Raw genomic sequence first — 16,738 nt, 5'->3', positions numbered from 1 at the left:
TCGTTTATCTTTCCAATTGGTCAGTAAATGTCTCGTTTAGATTAGTCAACGAGCGTTACTGGCCAATATTTTCCAGAGAGGAGAAGCATAATGAATGAATATAATTATTCAGCAACTGAAACGAATGGAATCCAAGACGAGGCATCAGCCCATTCATTAAAAAAAGTTTTAAAAACGCGTGATTTAGTTATTTTTGGCATGGTATTCATGGCACCTGTTTCAGCCCAGACACTCTTTGGAGAACTGACCCAGCTATCCAAAGGACATGCGGTACTCTCCTATGTAGTAGGATTAGTGGCTATGATTTTCACCGCTTTTTGTTATGGAAAAATGGCTGGCGCTTTTCCAAAGGCTGGTTCCACTTACAGTTATACTTCCCAAGCCATTCATCCGCAACTAGGCTTTATGGCTGGATGGGCGATTTTACTCGATTACTTACTAATTCCGATGCTGCTTTATAAATTAAGTGCTGTCTTTCTGATGGAGCTCATTCCCTCTGTCCCCTTGTGGATAGTTCTATTGATTTTCGTCGTTCCAGTCACATTAAGTAACTACTTTGGCGCCCGCGTTACCTCGCGTGTGAATATGTATATGATGCTGCTCATGTTCTTCAGCCTCGCATTATTTATCGGCTTTGCTGTCAAAAGCCTCATTTCTTCAGGCGGAATCAGCAGTCTTTTTTCTTTACAGGGGATCTATAATCGGGATACTTTCTCAATGAATTCACTGGTTACAGGCGCCTCAATTGCTGTCCTTTCCTATTTGGGATTTGACGCCGTAACAACTATGTCTGAAGATTCTAAAGTTACAGGAAAGATGGTCGGCCGCGCCGCTATTCTTTCTTTGTTAATCAGTTCCTTCTTTTATATATGTCAAGTATATTTTGCTACACTTGCAGCGCCAGACTTCACTTCATTTGCCTCTCAGGAAACAGCTTTTTTTGAAATTGCTACCGCTGTCGGCGGCAGCCCCCTTGCCACCATTTGTACGTTGATTATTGCCGTGTCGGGAATATCAACTGCTTTGGCCGGACAGGCATCCGCTTCTCGAATCTTATTCAGTATGGGTAGTGACAAAATGCTGCCGGATTTTTTTGCCCGGCTGCATCCGAAATATCAAACGCCCGTCAACAGTATTGCCTCATTAGCAATAGTCGGCTATATTGGTGCTGTTTTCATTCCTTTATCCGTTCTTTTCCAGCTGATTGTCATAGGAGCCCTCTTTGGTTTTGTTTGTGTTAACCTTTCAGTCGTCAAAGAGTTCTACTTTCGTCGGAAAGAAAGGCAGGGATGGCAATTCATCACCAATTTGCTATTTCCGCTGCTCGGTCTCTCTGTCTGCGTTTACATTTTCTTTGGTATTAGCCCGATTGGAAAAACGATTGGTTTCATCTGGTTGTCCGCTGGTTTTTGCCTGTTAATGTACACCTTGAAATTTCTAAAAAGAGAGATTTCTATCTTTGAAAACCTGTAAATATAAAAAGCTATCTCTGAAAAGAGATAGCTCAGTTTGTCGACAAAAGGGGTTCGGAATAGTCTTATTCCGAACCCCTTTTGATTTTTCGGTAGTTTTAAAGCCATTCGAGAGAAAGATAGACCTCTCCGAGGTCATCATTTAAGCCATTTCTGGTTCTCGCCAAGTCCAGCTGGCCATTTTCTTGAGATTCATGGCAGCGAAAGTAAGCATCGCTTGCATCGACAATTTTTTAAGTCCCCTTAACGTTGTCCAACGCATGCCATGCTTTTCTTTTGCATCTGCGAATACACGCTCAATCGTTTCTTTTCGCTCCGCATAAATCGCTTTAACTTCTTCGTGGTGGCGAAGATGGTCGGCCTCTTCCATATATTTCTGCCAAATATGGCGTGTCACCACTTTTTGATGATTTCTGCTTTTCGTGCATTTAGCTAAAAAAGGGCAGGAGGTACAAACCTGTTTGGGTGATCTGTATTCACGATAGCCTTCCTTATTCGTCGTTGAGTAATTCAATACTTCCCCTGCCGGACAAAGGTAACAGTCAAAATGTTCATCGTACACATAGTCATGCTTTCTGAAGAAGCCCTCTTTTGTGCGCGGCCGTGTATAAGGCAAAGCAGGTGTCATGCCGTTTTCCATTAAATAACTGGCAATGGCAGGTGTTTTGTAAGCTCCGTCTGCACCAACAGCTTTAGGTTTTCCTACCTTTTCTATCACTTTCTCCATTAACGGCTCTAAGATTTGGCTGTCATGTGTGTTGCCTGGTGTGACCATTGTGCCAATTACGAATCCCTTACGGTCTGCGGCCGCGTGAAAGGAATAGGCAAATTGTTTGGTTCGTTCGTCTTTAACGTAGTAGCCACTGTCCGGATCGGTTGTACTTTCCTTGATTTCTTTTGTTTCTTCTTTATCGAACTTATCTGGCGGGAACGGCTTTTTTCCATGATCCTCTCGGTCCTGATTAATCTCTTCTTGGAGGCGTTCCTGATACGCGCGTGTTTCTTTGCGAACCATTTTCTTTTCAAATTTACGCTTATTCGCGCTAGCTTTTACATGAGTGGAATCCACAAAAACGTGCTCCGCACTAATGAGCTTTTTCTCGGCAGCTATTTTTAAGATACGATAGAAGATCTGTTCAAACAGGTCGGTATCTTTAAAGCGACGCTCGTAGTTCTTACCGAAGGTAGAGAAATGCGGCACTTTATCATGGAATCCATAACCGAGAAACCAGCGGTAGGCCATATTCGTTTCCACTTCCTCGATCGTCTTGCGCATGGATCGAATGCCAAAGGCATATTGGATAAATGTTAGTTTAATTAAAATAATTGGATCAATGCTTGGGCGGCCCACTTCCGCATACAATCCTTCCACCAAGTCATAAATAAAAGAGAAATCCATCGCTGCCTCCATTTTACGGACCAGGTGATTCTCTGGTACAAGCTGGTCTAGAGCGATCATTTCTATTTGATTCCGTTGGATTGGATTGTTTTTCGAAAGCATCTTTCTCACCTCAAGTGTTTGATCTATTTATTTTAAAACAGGTATGGTTGTACGGCTACTCTAACTTTGTAACCCCTGTTGATTGAAATGAATGGCGCAAAGACTCCTGCGGGATCAGCGGGACAGGTGAGACCCCGCAGGCGCTTTCGCGGCGAGGAGGCTCACCGCCCGCCCCGCGGAAAGCGAAGCGCCTGGAATGGAAATCAACAGCCCCCATTCACAAGCAAAATAAAAAGGACTGTAGACAAACTCTAGAATTTCATTGAGTTTGTCTACAGTCTGAGCTATCTCTGAAAAGAGATAGCTTTTTATATACTTTTAAAGCGGACGTTTGCTCCTGAACCCAGCTCTTAGAGCGAGATGTTTTCTTCTATTTGAATGTCTTCAGTGGTTACATACGTGCCGGCAATAAAATCATGGATGGCGCGCTTGTCATCCCGCAAGCCGACCATGAAGGCGCTGATAATAAGGCCAATACCTAAAGTTAATACGTAAACAAGGCCGGCGACAATTGTTCTCAGCAACATAGCACCGATTCCTAGTTTTCCCCCATTTACTTTGGCGATACGGACGCCCATAATTTTTTTCCCCACCGTATAGCCGGACCAGACAACAGGGATAATTAAAGCGTATACGAGATTCAATATATTCGTAAACGTATCGCCATCCCAATCTCCTGTAATAAAATAACTAATAATGGATAAAGGAACCCCAATAATAAGTGCATCTAACAAATTGGCAGCTAATCTTCTCCAAAACCCTGCTGGTTGTCTAATCATTGAATGCTCTCTCCTTTTTTGTGATTAACTTTCTCTCTTTAATAATTCAATTATATTACGATTGCCTGTCTCAATTGCATACATTAATGCCGTCATGTTGCCGCTGTCTCTATACGTTGGATCAGCTCCTAGTTTTAATAGAGCCGCCACTGTAGATTCATCTTCGCTAAAAACAGCGTGCACTAAAGGAGTCGTCTCATCTTCTCCCTCACTTTGATAATTCGGATCTCCTCCTGCTTTTGCCAGACGTTGCACCATCTCTGCATTCCCTTGCTCGGCCGCCTTTGTAAAAGGAGTCATGCCATAATAGTCTTCCTGGTTAGGGTCTGCTCCAGCTTTTAGCAACTCATCGACCATTTCTTTATTATTATCAAGCACAGCCCAATGAAGCGGCGTATATCCTTGATTATCCATCGTGTGAACATCTTCACCTTTTGTAATAAAAGCAGCAACTGCAGCTGTATCTCCCTTTACCGTTGCTTCAATAATTGGCGGAATAGGCTCTGCATGAGCTTCCTCTTCTTCATAATTTTCATAGTCATCGGAAGCGATAAATCCATCAAATTTCTCGAAAGCATATATCATACCAGCCACAAATAAACCGAAAATCAGGGCAATCACTGGTATCCAGAGCCAAACGACCTTCGATGCTTTTCTTACAATAACTGTTCCCTCAGGCTCATTAAAGAACAAAGCAATCTCATTTATTCGTTTCGGCAAAGGCGGATGAGTAGAAAGAATCTCACTCAGCCAGACGAAAAAACCCGCTTCATGATTGATTTGATCTAAATATTCATCTCTATTCACCTGTTCGTAAAGCGTCTTACCGACCGCAAGGATAGTTAAACTCTTTTTAGCCGCCTCCCTATTATCTATATAATATGCAGCGTACCGGTCACATGTGTATTCACAAGCCCGTAAGTATAATTCAGCGATGCCCGGAATCCACATAGCAGGCAGAATAAACATTGTTTTTGACAGGTGATTTCGCTTAATGTGAGCCAATTCATGCGCGATAACAAACGTTAATTCATCACTATTTTGTTTCTCTGACAGTTCAAAAATCTCAGAGTATAATACAACCATGCTCCGTCCAAAAAAACGGGTGGCAAATGCATTCAATACGCCCTGAGACTCTAGGACATATACGTCAGGCACATGTGAAATCTCCATTTTTCGGCATAGTTCTTTTACTTGCTCATATACTTGCGGAAATTGTTTCTCTGTCAACTTGACAGCATTCGTCCGTATATACCCAATCGATAGGGCGTGCAAAAATAGCGAAATGGCCATCAAGACTAAAATAATTACAATACCCACAATAGAAATGATTAAACTGCCATACGCAATAAGGCTTATAAGAAGAACAAACCAAAAATATTTTTGCTCATTTTTGTGGATGAGGCTTTTAAGTGGTACATCTTGATTCATTAGATTGTCGTAACTCCTTTATTTATCATCATCTTAGAATAACAGTGAAGGGAAGAATATACTATAGGAATATAGTGGTATATTTGGTTATAATATAGAAGAAAGGCAGACAATAAGTCTGTACTCACCATGGATAATCAGGCTCACTGCTATTCGTTTCAAACTATTTAAATAGTTTGATGAACACACGACTAATTTACTAGAGAGACAGAGCCATTCTGCCTCTGCACTTTTATAAGCAGAACGAGGAGTTGGTGAAGAATAAACGCTGATTCCTGTATTCCTTGCCAATATGATTGCCCGCATCATGTGGAGAGGATGACTGACAATGGCAAAGCTGGGCATCCCTTGTCTCCTTCGCAGGCTCTTTGCACTGCTTAAGATCTTCTTCAGCACTTCTTGATTGTTCATCAATTAAGATAGCTGCAGGGTGCCCATTATGCCCCAGCACATACTCACCCACCGCTTCTGCCTCGTCCATAACAGTGTGACTTCTTCTTCCAGCGGTAAGAACAATAGCCATTACACCATTGTTTTCATACAGCCAAACAGCAGAATGCCTTAATCACTTAGCTCATGTCTTTTTTTAACAAAATCATCCCGCTGATCACATAGACAAGGGATGCCAAGTAAAAGATCGTTCCGATCGTGAGGAAGTCAACGATATATCCCGTTAAAATGACCGCCACAGCTGCCCCAATCGACGTCCATGTATGATAACTGCCAATTTGCTTTCCTGCTGTCTCCTTCATAACGTGACGGGCAAGTGCTGTTTTTTCCGTATTTTTCTGCAAAGCACCGAGCAGACCCATGACAATTTGCAGAATATATACTTGCCATGCTTCGGTAACAAGCGGAAAAAACAATAGAGTAACAGCCGTCCCCCATGTATACGTAACAAGCAGCACTTTATCGCCTAGCTGATCAGCCATTTTTCCAATCATCGGATAAGCTAGAGCAGAAGTTAAGGCAAATAAGCCATAGGCCCAGCCAAATTGAGCATAGCTGTCGCCCACATTTCTCAATAGCAGAACATAAAAAGGAAAAATCATGCTGCCAGCCATTATCATTAAGCTTTGTGACAATATAAACCGTTGAAAATTCATTGGCCATACTCCCTGTAAAAAAAGTTCATGAAGCGCTCATCCGGATCATATTTTCTTTTCATGCGAAAAAACTCTTTGCTATGCGGATAAGCAGTATCAAACTGGTCCTTCGTTGGGTAGGAATAATAAGGCAAGTAATAACTGCCGTTATGCTGAAGGGTAATATCGATCATCTTACGGATAACTTCTTCCGTTTGCTTCATATCCTTTGAAGACCTCCCCTGATTAATGAGCAGAACAAGGGCAAACATATCTGCTTTCGCATAAGACAAGACAGCTTGTTCATCTTTTCCTACATAGCGGACGGTAATATTGAGCAAATTAAAATCCTTTTCATTTTCAAGAACATTCCGCAAATCATCAATATAGTCTGCAAATTCACTGACAGGAACAAAATATTCCTGAAGCACCTCTGTCCGACTGCTGCTTTCATACTCCATAAAAGCTGTTTCTGATCTCATCACATTATTTCTCGTTTCCAGCTTCCCATTTCCCTTTTTCATATACGTTCGCTGCAGTTCCCAAAATTTATCTTTCCCCCAGTCACTGTATCGGGATAAGCCAAGAAGTAATTTTGGTGCTGCAATGATCCGATCCTCTTTTAACTGATTATAAGCAGTCAATTTATGTTCATCTTTAGCATTTGTCCAGTCTGTTACATACATTTCTCGTAAAAAGGTGTCAGGTGCAACCGAAATGCGGGCAAGATGCATTTTAACTTGCGAGCTATTTACAGCGTTTTGAAAATAGGAAGAATATTGGCTGTAATCTATCACTCTTGTATGTGTTTCATACAGCTCATCCTTTGCTAATGAAAACGTAACATCGAGAATGATCCCAAATAGACCATAGCCTCCGATAACAAGTGGAAACAGCTCCTTATTTTCTTCTCTGCTCACGTTGATAATCTCACCTGCAGCAGTTAGCAGCCGAAACGATTCCACTGTATCAATTAATGAACCATAATGGATATCTCGGCCGTGGACATTGACACTCAACGACCCGCCAATTGTAAAAATATTTTGCGACTGCATGACTTTGACAGAGAGCCCGTATGGATTAATTCGTCGTTGAATATCATCCCATGTAGCTCCAGCTTGAACAGTAATCGTTTGCCTTTTCGGATCAAACTGAAGAATTTTATTGTACTTTTTCATATCAATGATCGTTCCACCAGGATAATAGGTATGACCTCCCTGGCTATGCTGCATGCCAGCAATAGAGAGTTTATCACCTGTTCGATTTGCCCGTCGAACCATCTCTTGGAGTTGCTTCTCCCCTTCTGCCTGCTCGATGCTTTTCACTGCCGTTGGCAACAATTGACCAGCATCACTTGCAATTGGCTGTGAGAATTGTTGCCCGTGCCAATAAACAGATCCTGTAAAAAGAAGCGTATATCCAATTAAAAAAGAAGCCATTGCTTTTTTCTTCATAAATAACGTCTCCTGAAAAAATATCTATATTTATCTTATCATAATCATTGGCATTATTTTTCTATCAGTGTAAAAAATGGAATCATTTGCTTAATATAGATGGATGACTTTTTAGTAACCCATTTAAAATGCCCCTTTAGAAACTTAATTAGGACATAACGGGCAAAAACGGATGAGTCTGGCTATGAAAATCCTCACAAAAAAGACGCCCTCTAAAAGCAAGATTTGTGAGCTTTCAGAGAGCGTCTTTTCAATATTATTTTGCTACGTTATAAAGAGAATCGACTTGATAACCTTTTTCTTTATAGTAATCTAGAATGCCAAGATAGATAGCTTTAGACGCAGCTGTACGCCAATAGTCTGATTTTAGCTTTTCATTATCTTTTGCGTTATCAATGAAACCAAGTTCAGCTAGAGCGGCTGGCATGCTATTATACTTAATCACATAATAATTAGCTGTTTTTACTCCACGGTTCTTCAACTGTAAAGCATCTACCATGCGCTTCTGAATTTTAGTCGCCAGCAGCTTACTGTCAGATACGTAAGGATTAGTTGCTGCTGCTGAATAGTAATACGTTTCCGTACCGTTGCCCGCTCCGTTGCTGGCATTCGCATGGATGCTGACAAATACATTGCCCTTTTTACTTTTAGCAAACGCCGTGCGGTCTGGTAGTGATGGGAACGTGTTACCTGTGCGAGTCATATACACTTTAAACGGTGTTTTTTTCAATAGTTCATTTGTTTTCAGTCCCGTATCTAAGACCACATCTTTTTCCTTGAGGCCGAATCCAGAAGCTCCAGGATCACTGCCGCCGTGGCCAGGATCAAGAACGATAATTTGATTAGCTAAACGCGGATCTACGTTGTCGATTACCCCAGGTTTCTCATCATTATCCTGGTTATTGTCTTTATCCGGTGTTGCTGGCTGATCCGTTGTGTTGCCTGGTTTCTCTGTATTGCTCAGATAGCTTTTATGAACAAATCCGATTATATTTTCTGATTTGATATACATCCAGCTCCCGATTTCATGGCTGCCGAGTACTTTGACACCCTTCTGTAATGAGCCGCTCTTTTGATAGCTTGTAGATGGGCCTGTACGTACATTTAAATTATTGGTGTTTACCCAAAATGTTTTTGTAAAGGTGGCCGTGTTTTTTATACGGAATTCAGGATTAATGGCACGTGCAAGAAAAACAGAGAAGTCTGCACGGATAATTTGCTCATTCGCTCCAAATGTACCATCTTCCATACCGCTTGCAATTCCACGGGACATTAAAGCGTTCGCTGCACCCGAAAGGCTTCCGCCAAACTCATAACCAAATGCTTTTGAGAGCATAACGGCCATTTCGCCACGTGTTACCTCTTTCTGTGGGAGAAACCTTCCACCGTCATAGCCTGATAGAATGCCTTTATCTACCGCTGATTGAATATACCCTGAAGAAAAATTGCTTGCTGATACATCTTTAAAGACGGTTTCACGTTTTGCTCCATCTAATTGCAAGGCACGTGCGATAAAAGTAGCTGCTTCTTGGCGGGTCACCACTTTCTCGGCAGCAAATATAGTTGCTGATGAACCATTTGCAATTCCTCCCTCAGCCAAGTAATTGACTTCTTTTAACGCCCGATTAGGTACATCGGTAAAGCCGCTCGCCTGGGCTGTCGTATGAAATCCAAAAAGAGGAATAATTAAGAAAAAGGCAAACGCCATAAAAATAGAACTCTTCTTCACAAGTTTGTCTCCCTTCACAAATTTTACCATTTTATTCTAGCATACAAATATACTTCTAAACATACAATTTTCGACTCTTATTGTACTTTTCGGTAATAAAGGGCTAATTATGTAGCTTTATTGTATCTTTGTAACAACAAAAACATCTTTGTAATATTTTTGAAACAAAATATTTCGAAGGGAGGAAAATAGGAGAAAAATAAATTATTTCTCTTTACTTTGGCAAACCTATCTATCGAAAGGAGGGATATTATGAGTAAGCCTAAAACAAGCAGAAATCACTTTGCTTCCAATGAGACCGGTTCACCTCCAACTTCCTTTGAGGGCAACAAAGGAAAGAAAATGCAGGACACATCAGGAAAACATGCCCAAGTTATCCAAACAAAAGGGGAATAACTGCCTCTCATCAAAAAAAGGCAAAAAGCTGTGGAAACAGCTTTTTGCCTTGATCCTATTTCTCTATGACTTGACTCACCATTTCTGTTACCTCTGCTCTGCTCATTTTTTCTTTTCCTTTTTCTAAAGCATGGAGCGTCCCATGAGCAAGAGCGAGAGGGATTTTGCAAAAATTAAGAATAGAGCCGGATTTAATCCCTTCTATATAAACATCAGCTAAAGCCAAATTGCGCTTAGCATAATTGAACATATCTTCCAATTCCCAACCCTCAGGGAAGAAGCTTACTCCCCGTTCTCGATCTTCCGTATGGTTGCGAAGAATATTAACAGACTGTAATCCGCGTCCGTAAGCAATCGCTAATTGTTTGTCGGTTTCTGTGCCATCGTGCCATTTCCATATATCGGAGAGCATGACTCCAACAAGGCCGGCCACATAAAAAGTATAGTCGTCCAAATCTTTCTCGTCCTTTACTTTCCATCCCTTCATTGCCCAATCTGCCATGCCCTTGGCCATGATCGAAGTAGCACTTAGAACAGTGTCTACAACTGTTGCCGGACAGTACTTGACCCAATCACCAAGCCGTAAAGTAACCTCTGGCAGCAAGGCTTTATATGGCTCGACAATAGACTCGAACTTTTCAGTATTAAACGATCCTTTCAAAATCTGGCTGATAGAGTTTAGCAGGCTGTTTTTCGATGCTGGCTCAAGTTCCGGATGGTCTTCAATCTCATCGATTGCTCTCATGCATAAATAAGCTGAAGCCACGGCTTCCTGCACCCCTGGTGCAAGCTGACTGATCGGAATAAAGAATGTCCTGCTCGTCTCCTTTAGCACATTGATTGCATCTCTTTGTAAATGATTCATTTCGCTCATCTGTTGCTGCCTCCCACTATTTTCGCGGTCCTACGCTAAATATTCTCAAAAACCAATGTTATTTTCACTCATAACAATATTCTAACATAAAAGACCCACTTCTCATTACATTTGATTTTAGAGAAAAAAAGTTTAGTATAAAGTTTTTGCAAGCTGACAAGTGAACAATTGACTAAAAAGTCACTTTCTGCCCGTCCTTCTATTTTATCTATTATAACCGTCCCGGTAATTGAAAAATAGTCACATGCAGAATATGACTAAAAAACGTCATTTTCTGGTTGCTTTAAGAAGGAACTCTGGCCCCCCCTTACTCAATAAACATACAATAGATCATTTTCTTTTCTACTGTTTTAAGCTATGGTCTCTAAAAGAAAAAACGAGACAACTCCTGTTAACATACACTATTGATACATATATCTGATACGGCAGCCTTGTTAATTATTCCTATATGAAAAAAACCTCTTTAAATACTTGTAAACTTCCCCCCGCGAGTTGATAATGAAATAGAAAGAACAGAATGTAATTGGCTGTATTGAAAAGTGAGAAACTTGCTAAGGAGTCATAGTAGAGATGGATGAGATAAAAGGGTTTTTCCAAAAAAAAAGCGTTAAACGTATTATTATTGCCGGTTTGATTATTTTGATTTTATTTGCAATGAGAAGCATGATTAATTTACTCCTTCTTACATTTATTTTTGCCTTCTTAATGGACCGTCTCGTAGAATTTGCAGCTAGGCGCATCCCATTAAACCGCAGGCTTCTCGTTTTATTGATGTATTCCCTCATCGTGGGTCTATTAACATTTGGACTCGTGAAATACCTGCCGATTATTACGATAGAGATCGGCCAGTTAATTAAGCGCATCACCGCTTTTTATGCCCAGCCTCACGATAATGTTTTTATGAATTACATTGAAAAAGTCATCTCTAGTGATCAAATTAATGCTTACTTAGAGAATGGCGTATCTTTCTTGCTCAAATCATTCAGCGATATTAGCAAGACGAGCATTGATGTATTCATTTCCTTAATCTTAAGCTTGTTTTTCCTTTTAGAAAAACCGCGCTTACAAGAGTTCACCAAAAAATTTAAAGATAGTAAAATTGCTCCTTTTTATTATGAAATTGAATTTTTCGGAAAAAAGTTCACACGTACCTTTGGAAAAGTGATTGAGGCACAATTTATTATTGCCTTTATTAATTGCTTATTATCCGTGATCGCACTGTCGATTATGGGATTTCAGCAAATCTTCGGATTGGCGATAATGATTTTCTTTCTGGGACTTATCCCCGTTGCCGGTGTCATTATTTCACTCGTCCCTCTCTGTTTAATTGCCTATACGATTGGCGGTTTTATTAAAGTCGTCTACGTAATAATAGCCATCGCTATTATTCATGCAATCGAGGCTTATATTTTAAATCCAAAGCTGATGTCCTCAAAAACCGATCTGCCCGTTTTCTACACGTTCGTTGTCCTCCTTTTCTCGGAGCATTTCTTCGGTGTATGGGGGTTAATTATCGGGATTCCGGTCTTTGTTTTCTTGCTTGATGTTTTGGAAGTGACAAATAAAGAAGCCACCCGTTTGTCATAATATGTTTAACAGCTTTTTATTCTCCCCTCTCACCAAATGAGAGGGGATTTTTCATAAAGTTATCTATCAATTCATTTTTCACATAGTAAAAATACAACATTTTCCGACAAAAAAATACAAAAAACCTCTTTCTTTTTTACTCTTTTCGATTTATGATATGTATACGCTTTCAACATTTTGATGTTTACTACTTCTCTTAGCGGTGGTATTTAAGATAAAGCATAGTTACCATGCAACATTTGTATTTAATCATCTTGGAGGTAGAACTATGAGCAATCAATCATTACAAAATGGTAGCATTGGCCAAAACGGCGAATTAAAGAAAGGATTAAAAGCAAGACATTTAACGATGATCTCGCTGGGCGGCTCAATTGGTACCGGTCTTTTTTTGGGCAGCGGTTTTTCTATTTATTCAGCAGGCCCTGGTGGCGCCTTGCTTGCCTATCTTATTATTGGCGTGATGGTCTATTTTATTATGACCAGTCTGGCAGAGCTAGCAGCTCTTATGCCAACAAGTGGTGCATTCAGCACATACGCCACTAAATTTATCGATCCCTCTCTTGGCTTTGCACTAGGTTGGAATTACTGGTACAGCTGGGCGATTACGCTTGCCGCTGAGTTATCTGCCTCCACCCTCGTTATGAAATTTTGGTTTCCAAATAGTCCATCCTGGTTGTGGAGTGGTTTATTTCTATTATTAATATTTGGCTTAAATATATTGTCCGTTAAAGGTTATGGGGAAGGGGAATATTGGTTTTCTTTTATTAAGGTTACTACAATCATTATCTTTATTATTGTTGGCTTCCTTATGATCTTTGGTATTATGAATGGCGGCGATTCCGTTGGATTCAAAAACTTTACTATTGGTGATGCTCCTTTTCACGGAGGATTTCTAGCCATGTTTGGTGTGTTTCTAGCAGCAGGTTTTTCTTTCCAAGGAACTGAAATCGTCGGTGTCGCAGCAGGGGAAAGTGAAAACCCGCGCGAAAATGTGCCCAAAGCGACACGAACTATTTTTTGGAGAATTTTATTATTTTACGTGCTTGCCATTTTAGTCATCGGGTTAATCATTCCTTATACAAATGAAAATCTTAAAAGTGATGACATTATGGTAAGCCCATTTACGTTAGTATTTGAAAAGGCTGGTCTTGCTTTTGCAGCTTCCCTAATGAACGCGGTCATTTTGACAGCTGTATTGTCTGCAGGGAACTCAAGCTTATACGCCTCAACTCGGATTTTATACGCTATGGCAAAAGAAGGACAAGCCCCTCGGCTTTTTGGAGTGTTAAATAAAAGAGGCATTCCAGTTGCGGCCCTTGTAGCAACTGCATTAGTAGGTTTACTAGCTTTTCTTGCTTCCATCTTTGGAGACGGTGTCATTTATATTTGGCTTCTAAATTCTGCTGGCGTCACCGGTTTTATTTTCTGGTTAGGGATTGCAGCAAGCCATTATCGTTTTAGAAAAGCATTTTTAGCTCAAGGGTATTCACTTGATCAGCTTCCTTATCGGGCAAAGTGGTATCCATTGGGGCCAATTCTCGCATTCAGCATCTGTCTTGTCGTATTATTGGCACAGAACTATCAAGCCTTTCTTGGTGATCATATCGACTGGACGAATGTAGTTTCTTCCTATCTCGGTATTCCGTTATTCCTAATCGTCTGGTTTAGCTATAAATTCATCAAAAAAACAAAAGTCGTTCCTTTAACAGAATGCGAAATTACTATGGATGAAGATCCACAAGTTAAATAAGCTAAAAAAGAACCGTCTGGAGAATCTCCAGGCGGTTCTTCACATAGTATTTACTTATCAGTTCAGTTTGTGTTTCTCAAAGGGAAGATGATCGACTCCTAATTCCGCTAACTGCTCCTTTGCTTTGGCAATAAGGGCTTCCGCTTTTTTCTTCGTTGCTTCATCCAAATTGGCAAACAGGTCTCCCTTGTCTCCTCTTTCCGGCATCTTCACCCCTAGTTTTTCAAGCTGCACATGGGCCTCTTCACGAGTAATCGTTCCCGCTCTTTCTTTTTCCATAATGGCTTCGGCTTTTTTCTTTGTTGCTTCATCTAAGTTAGCAAACAGGTCTCCCTTGTCTCCTCTTTCCGGCATCTTCACACCCAGTTTTTCAAGCTGCGCGTGGGCCTCTTCACGAGTAATCGTCCCCGCTCGTTCCTTTTCCATAATGGCTTCGGTTTTTTTCTTCGTTGCTTGATCCAGGTTGGCAAACAGGTCTCCCTTGTCTCCTCTTTCCGGTATCTTCACGCCTAGCTCAACTAAATCAGATTTAAGTTGATCCATGATCATTTTTACTTTTTTCTCCGTTGTGTGATCTTCCGAAGCTTTTGCATTTGTTCCCTGCTGAACCGTAGACACCGATGAGGATGAATTGGTAGCAGCCAATACTGATGCTCCTGCTCCTCCTAAGATGCTTAAAGATAAAGCTCCTGTCATTACGTAACTGAATACTTTGTTTTTCTTCATTATAAATTCCTCCTTTATGAATGGGGCTGACACAACATTTACTTTATCCGTCAATAGTGAAAAGATGGTGAAAATTCAATGGGACGACTACTTTTTCGCTACTTTATTTTTCATTAAGCTTTAAGGTTATGCTCATTTGCTGGCCATTCCGATACAATCCTACTTTAATCTTTTCTCCTACTTCCGCTTTGGAATAGAGATATTTTCGAAAGTCGCTTGTATCGCTAACCTTCGTCCCATTGACTGACTGGATCACATCTTTAGCCTGAAGGCCAGCTGCTGCTGCGGGTGAAGAGGTCTCTATCGCGGCAATTACTATTCCTTCCTTTACATCTGCAGGTAGATCAAGCTGGCTTTGCAGTACAGTAGCAGGAAGATCACCGACATCCTGCAGGCTAACCCCGAGATACGGTCTTTTCACTTTTCCATCTTTCAGTAGATGATCAATAATTGGAACCACATCTTCACTTGGAATAGCAAACCCTAATCCTTCCACGCCGCTTTCTGCAATTTTCATGCTATTAATACCGACAACTTGTCCAGAACTATTAATTAAGGCGCCACCACTGTTGCCAGGATTAATAGCGGCATCTGTTTGAATAACATTTAAATCCCACTGTCCCTCTGATGTAGAGACAGGTATAGTTCTATCCTTCCCGCTCACAATCCCCTGTGTTACTGAACTTGCCAAGTCGAGGCCAAGCGGATTGCCGATTGCGGCTACTTGTTCACCGAGCTTAAGCTTCGATGATTCACCAAAGCTGGCTACTTTGGTGATAATGCTGCTGTCTGTTTTAAGAACGGCTAAGTCTGTCAATGGATCGGTTCCGACAATTTCCGCTGTCGCTTTCTTTCCATTATTAAGCACTATTTCTACCTTATCTGCTCCTTCAACGACATGGTTGTTTGTCACGATAAAGGCATTAGCACCAGACTTTTTAAAGACAACTCCAGAACCAGTACCAGCCTCTTGCTCATTTTCTCCGATATTTCCATTTTCCTGAAAAAAGCTTGCTGACTGTTGTTGAAGATTCACTACGCCCACGACGGCTTCATTGATTGTATCAATCGCACTGACCAAGCTGGTAGAGGAAGCCGCTGTTGGCTGTATATTTAGGTCAGAACCAGCAGCTTGATCATTCTCCACAACAGCGGCCTTCTCTTTATCCACAGCCGGCACCTCTCCATTTACTCCAAGAATTGGCGATAAATATAAGACTGCAACCCCACCGGCAATGGCACCGGTAAACGAAGTCATAAGCGGCTGAAGTATCCCTTTTCTCTTGTTTTTTTCATTTGTCTCATCATACATATCTACTCTCTCCTTTTCACTGTCCTCTTTTTTTACCTATTACTGATGTTAAAAAACAATGGTGAAAAGACGGTGAAAAGATAAAAATAAATAAATTACATAGGAAGGATGGTTGGGAAGGTCAACGGGGGGAAAATTAGGGGTGTATGCATCTTTAAAAGCCGTATAGGATGAATCACTATACGGCTTTCATAAAGGAAAAAAATCTACTCTATTTCTTTAGATTGGCCGGCATCTTTAAGCAGTTCGCTAAGCCTTTCATTCCTTTCCCGATCAAGCTTTAGCTTTGCATTCATAAACTTAATCACTTGTATAGCGAAATAAATGCCGAATCCAACAAGGATTATATTAATAACTATAGGTAGAAGAGTAAGAAAAACAATCATCCCTTCCGACGCAAACAATGCATTATTGAACATCAAATACCTCCAGTAATTGGATGAATCATCCTTATTTAATATGCCAATTCCAATTTTATCAATTTTATTTTCTAAAAGCTAAAAAATTACCTATTAAATACTGAATAAAGAGCGCTCACTTGAAGGAGAATGGTCTAAACCAAAGGAGAGCTCATTGCTCTAAATGCTAGAGTAGTAGAGAAACACATAAAACAGGGAGATTCTTGTAGAACCTCCGTTTAAA

The 16,738-nt window shown here is 40.7% G+C and carries 15 protein-coding genes; 4 read left to right on the top strand and 11 right to left on the bottom strand.

Annotated features, from left to right (window positions below):
• The first annotated feature begins 90 nt into the window (after positions 1-90).
• Positions 91-1,473 carry an APC family permease gene (locus tag MKZ02_RS08350; protein ID WP_340852986.1) on the top strand — a complete coding sequence of 461 codons (1,383 nt, stop codon included), beginning with the start codon at positions 91-93 and terminating at the stop codon, positions 1,471-1,473.
• A 141-nt stretch (positions 1,474-1,614) separates the two neighbouring features.
• Here the strand turns inward: MKZ02_RS08350 and MKZ02_RS08345 are convergent, their stop codons facing one another.
• The 7 genes from MKZ02_RS08345 to MKZ02_RS08315 form a co-directional block, all read right to left on the bottom strand.
• Positions 1,615-2,973 (bottom strand): IS1182 family transposase, encoded by a 1,359-nt coding sequence (locus MKZ02_RS08345; protein WP_340851863.1) that lies wholly within the window; start codon positions 2,971-2,973, stop codon positions 1,615-1,617.
• A gap of 350 nt (positions 2,974-3,323) precedes the next feature.
• Entirely contained in the window at positions 3,324-3,752 is a 429-nt protein-coding gene (locus MKZ02_RS08340) for an RDD family protein (RefSeq protein WP_120033645.1), read from the bottom strand.
• A 24-nt stretch (positions 3,753-3,776) separates the two neighbouring features.
• Positions 3,777-5,183 (bottom strand): M48 family metallopeptidase, encoded by a 1,407-nt coding sequence (locus MKZ02_RS08335; protein ID WP_340852983.1) that lies wholly within the window; start codon positions 5,181-5,183, stop codon positions 3,777-3,779.
• A gap of 232 nt (positions 5,184-5,415) precedes the next feature.
• Positions 5,416-5,706 carry a hypothetical protein gene (locus MKZ02_RS08330; RefSeq protein WP_142927217.1) on the bottom strand — a complete coding sequence of 97 codons (291 nt, stop codon included), beginning with the start codon at positions 5,704-5,706 and terminating at the stop codon, positions 5,416-5,418.
• A gap of 46 nt (positions 5,707-5,752) precedes the next feature.
• Positions 5,753-6,289, bottom strand: coding sequence for an MFS transporter (locus MKZ02_RS08325; RefSeq protein WP_120033651.1), 537 nt, complete (start codon positions 6,287-6,289; stop codon positions 5,753-5,755).
• Positions 6,286-7,722 (bottom strand): FAD-binding oxidoreductase, encoded by a 1,437-nt coding sequence (locus MKZ02_RS08320; protein ID WP_340852980.1) that lies wholly within the window; start codon positions 7,720-7,722, stop codon positions 6,286-6,288. Before MKZ02_RS08320 ends, MKZ02_RS08325 begins: the two co-directional genes overlap by 4 nt.
• A 256-nt stretch (positions 7,723-7,978) precedes the next feature.
• Positions 7,979-9,451 (bottom strand): N-acetylmuramoyl-L-alanine amidase, encoded by a 1,473-nt coding sequence (locus MKZ02_RS08315; protein ID WP_259455587.1) that lies wholly within the window; start codon positions 9,449-9,451, stop codon positions 7,979-7,981.
• Between the two features lie 252 nt (positions 9,452-9,703).
• Between MKZ02_RS08315 and MKZ02_RS08310 the strand changes: the two genes are divergently transcribed.
• A complete protein-coding gene (locus MKZ02_RS08310; RefSeq protein ID WP_120033657.1) occupies positions 9,704-9,847 on the top strand; it encodes an acid-soluble spore protein N in 144 nt (47 codons plus the stop codon).
• A 55-nt stretch (positions 9,848-9,902) separates the two neighbouring features.
• Here the strand turns inward: MKZ02_RS08310 and MKZ02_RS08305 are convergent, their stop codons facing one another.
• The gene (locus tag MKZ02_RS08305) at positions 9,903-10,721 is read right to left on the bottom strand and encodes a phytoene/squalene synthase family protein (RefSeq protein WP_340852975.1); all 819 of its coding nucleotides are present in this window, start codon (positions 10,719-10,721) and stop codon (positions 9,903-9,905) included.
• Between the two features lie 570 nt (positions 10,722-11,291).
• On the opposite strand from MKZ02_RS08305, the gene MKZ02_RS08300 reads away from it, so the two are divergent.
• Both MKZ02_RS08300 and MKZ02_RS08295 read left to right on the top strand, forming a co-directional pair.
• Positions 11,292-12,308, top strand: a complete 1,017-nt coding sequence (locus MKZ02_RS08300; protein ID WP_120033661.1) for an AI-2E family transporter — start codon at positions 11,292-11,294, stop codon at positions 12,306-12,308.
• A gap of 268 nt (positions 12,309-12,576) precedes the next feature.
• A complete protein-coding gene (locus MKZ02_RS08295; RefSeq protein WP_120033664.1) occupies positions 12,577-14,058 on the top strand; it encodes an amino acid permease in 1,482 nt (493 codons plus the stop codon).
• 57 nt (positions 14,059-14,115) lie between these two features.
• Here MKZ02_RS08295 and MKZ02_RS08290 read toward each other — a convergent pair whose 3' ends face one another.
• The 3 genes from MKZ02_RS08290 to MKZ02_RS08280 form a co-directional block, all read right to left on the bottom strand.
• Positions 14,116-14,784, bottom strand: coding sequence for a hypothetical protein (locus tag MKZ02_RS08290; RefSeq protein ID WP_340852972.1), 669 nt, complete (start codon positions 14,782-14,784; stop codon positions 14,116-14,118).
• A 103-nt stretch (positions 14,785-14,887) separates the two neighbouring features.
• Positions 14,888-16,096 carry a S1C family serine protease gene (locus tag MKZ02_RS08285; RefSeq protein ID WP_120033669.1) on the bottom strand — a complete coding sequence of 403 codons (1,209 nt, stop codon included), beginning with the start codon at positions 16,094-16,096 and terminating at the stop codon, positions 14,888-14,890.
• A 206-nt stretch (positions 16,097-16,302) separates the two neighbouring features.
• Positions 16,303-16,515 (bottom strand): hypothetical protein, encoded by a 213-nt coding sequence (locus MKZ02_RS08280; RefSeq protein ID WP_120033671.1) that lies wholly within the window; start codon positions 16,513-16,515, stop codon positions 16,303-16,305.
• Positions 16,516-16,738 lie beyond the last annotated feature (223 nt).

The sequence above is a fragment of the Pseudobacillus sp. FSL P4-0506 genome (genome assembly GCF_038003025.1).
In the GTDB taxonomy this organism is placed as follows: domain Bacteria; phylum Bacillota; class Bacilli; order Bacillales; family Domibacillaceae; genus Pseudobacillus.
The sequence above is the reverse complement of the archived record's forward strand: the minus strand, read 5'-3'. Positions and strand labels throughout refer to the sequence as shown.

Bases quoted from the DNA above. Each gene is read 5' to 3' on its own strand.
- MKZ02_RS08320 (WP_340852980.1), bottom strand. From the start codon at position 7,722: ATGAAGAAAAAAGCAATGGCTTCTTTTTTAATTGGATATACGCTTCTT.
- MKZ02_RS08300 (WP_120033661.1), top strand. From the start codon at position 11,292: ATGGATGAGATAAAAGGGTTTTTCCAAAAAAAAAGCGTTAAACGTATT.
- MKZ02_RS08340 (WP_120033645.1), bottom strand. From the start codon at position 3,752: ATGATTAGACAACCAGCAGGGTTTTGGAGAAGATTAGCTGCCAATTTG.
- MKZ02_RS08345 (WP_340851863.1), bottom strand. From the start codon at position 2,973: ATGCTTTCGAAAAACAATCCAATCCAACGGAATCAAATAGAAATGATC.
- MKZ02_RS08305 (WP_340852975.1), bottom strand. From the start codon at position 10,721: ATGAGCGAAATGAATCATTTACAAAGAGATGCAATCAATGTGCTAAAG.
- MKZ02_RS08295 (WP_120033664.1), top strand. From the start codon at position 12,577: ATGAGCAATCAATCATTACAAAATGGTAGCATTGGCCAAAACGGCGAA.
- MKZ02_RS08280 (WP_120033671.1), bottom strand. From the start codon at position 16,515: ATGTTCAATAATGCATTGTTTGCGTCGGAAGGGATGATTGTTTTTCTT.
- MKZ02_RS08290 (WP_340852972.1), bottom strand. From the start codon at position 14,784: ATGAAGAAAAACAAAGTATTCAGTTACGTAATGACAGGAGCTTTATCT.
- MKZ02_RS08285 (WP_120033669.1), bottom strand. From the start codon at position 16,096: ATGTATGATGAGACAAATGAAAAAAACAAGAGAAAAGGGATACTTCAG.
- MKZ02_RS08330 (WP_142927217.1), bottom strand. From the start codon at position 5,706: ATGGCTATTGTTCTTACCGCTGGAAGAAGAAGTCACACTGTTATGGAC.
- MKZ02_RS08350 (WP_340852986.1), top strand. From the start codon at position 91: ATGAATGAATATAATTATTCAGCAACTGAAACGAATGGAATCCAAGAC.
- MKZ02_RS08310 (WP_120033657.1), top strand. From the start codon at position 9,704: ATGAGTAAGCCTAAAACAAGCAGAAATCACTTTGCTTCCAATGAGACC.
- MKZ02_RS08335 (WP_340852983.1), bottom strand. From the start codon at position 5,183: ATGAATCAAGATGTACCACTTAAAAGCCTCATCCACAAAAATGAGCAA.
- MKZ02_RS08325 (WP_120033651.1), bottom strand. From the start codon at position 6,289: ATGAATTTTCAACGGTTTATATTGTCACAAAGCTTAATGATAATGGCT.